Source organism: Blautia caccae (assembly GCF_040095955.1).
GTDB lineage: Bacteria > Bacillota > Clostridia > Lachnospirales > Lachnospiraceae > Blautia > Blautia celeris.
Map to the genome: position 1 here is coordinate 1 of NZ_JBBMFP010000064.1, position 1,751 is coordinate 1,751.

The following is a 1,751-nucleotide window of genomic DNA, read 5'->3' on the forward strand; positions in this document are numbered from 1 at the left end:
CCAATCTGCCCTGCGTGGTTAGCATAATCCTTAGAACTAGTACCAGTCATCACATCGTATGCTGCCACAATTTTTCCTCCAGTATCACATAATCTCTCATCCCACTCATAAGCATGTAACCCGTTTTCAACTCTTACTCGATTGATTTCATCGAAAATTTCATGAGCAAACTCTTGGTCACCAAAGTAATAGGGGACATTCACATTACAGGAGGCCGTTAAGTTACCAATGGAGGCTGTGATAGTACAGGAACCAGATGCTATAGCTGTAACGACTCCATCATCCACGGTGGCTACAGATTCATCGGAAGAACTCCACGTCAGGCTATCTGTTGTATTGTCCGGGCCGTAGGTGGCTATAATTGTATCCTGTTGTTCAACATTTATTACAGAATAATCTTTACTAATTTGGAGGTTTTCAGCCGGTACTCGTTGAATGGTAACTGTAACGTTACATTCATCCATAGTTCCATTCGCATTTATAGCAGTAATGGTTGCTATACCTTCAGATATAGCAGTTACAACGCCATTATCATCTACAGTAGCAACGGATTCATCTGAAGAACTCCAGGTTGTATCTTTGGGATCCGTTGTATAATCTGGAATAAAGGTGATTGTAAGCTGTTTTGTTTCCCCTTTATCAAGTTCTAAATTATGTTCATTCAGCGTCCATTTGTTTAGTGATGCTGTAAAATTAACTTTACATTCGGCCTTTTTGTTGCCTACTTGAGCCGTAATAGTTGCGGTTCCAGGGCCTTCGGCTACAACTAATGCAGTTTCTTGATCCTCGCCCGTACCGGTTACTCTTACAACATTTTCATCGCTGGAAGACCAGGTAACTTTCTTGTCATCGGTCGTTTCAACCGGATTATAAGTGACGGTCAATGTCGTTTCATCCTGAAGCGTGATATCCCAGTTCAAGTTCTGCTCGGATAAAGTAATACTTTCCAGCGGAACAGGTGTATAGACTTTGATCTTGCATGATGCAGATTTTTTGCCTACAGCAGCCGTTATGGTGGCAGTTCCATCGGAAACAGCAGTTACAACGCCGTTTTTCACGGTCGCGATTGTTTCATCTGAAGAAGTCCAGGTGATATCCTTATTATCTGTTGTATTTGATGGAGAATAGGTTACCTTTAAGGTATCTGTTTGGCCTTTTTCAAGTTTAAGGCTTGTGTTATTAAGGCTGATTGACTGCAATGGTATTTCTTTTTTCTTGACCGTAACGGCACATGTAGCTTTTTTGCCATTGACCATTGCTGTGATAGTTGCAGTACCTGCCCCCTTTGCAAGAATAGTGCCGTTTTTCACAGTGGCCACCTTTGTGTTGCTGGAAGTCCAGCTTACATCTTTGGAAACAGTAGTATTTTTCGGGTTATAGTTCACAGTTAACGTAGACTTATTGCCTTCTGTAAGGGATAAGTTCTTTTGATTGAGACTAATCGACTTTAATGCGACAGTCTTTTTCTTTGACCTATCCCATTTTCCATTACCATCCACATATTTATTGCCGATCCACTGATTGATCGCCATTGCTCCACTACCAGTCAAGTAATAATCCCCGACCCATTTGTCTTCTGCCATAGCACCAGAATTTTCGAGATAATACCATGTGCTGCCTAATTGCAGCCATCCGGTCTGCATCCAGCCGCTGCCATCAAAATGATACCATTTGCCATTTATCTTTTCCCAGGCATTTCTTGTGTATCCGCCATCTGAATGCCGGTACCACCAGCGGGAACCAGATTGGAT

1 protein-coding gene is annotated in these 1,751 nt (G+C 42.1%); it reads right to left on the bottom strand.

All coding sequences use genetic code 11. The annotated features are described in order from the left end of the window. The coding region (locus WMO65_RS26090) for an Ig-like domain-containing protein (protein ID WP_349064851.1) at window positions 1–1,751 on the bottom strand (1,751 nt) is incomplete at both ends.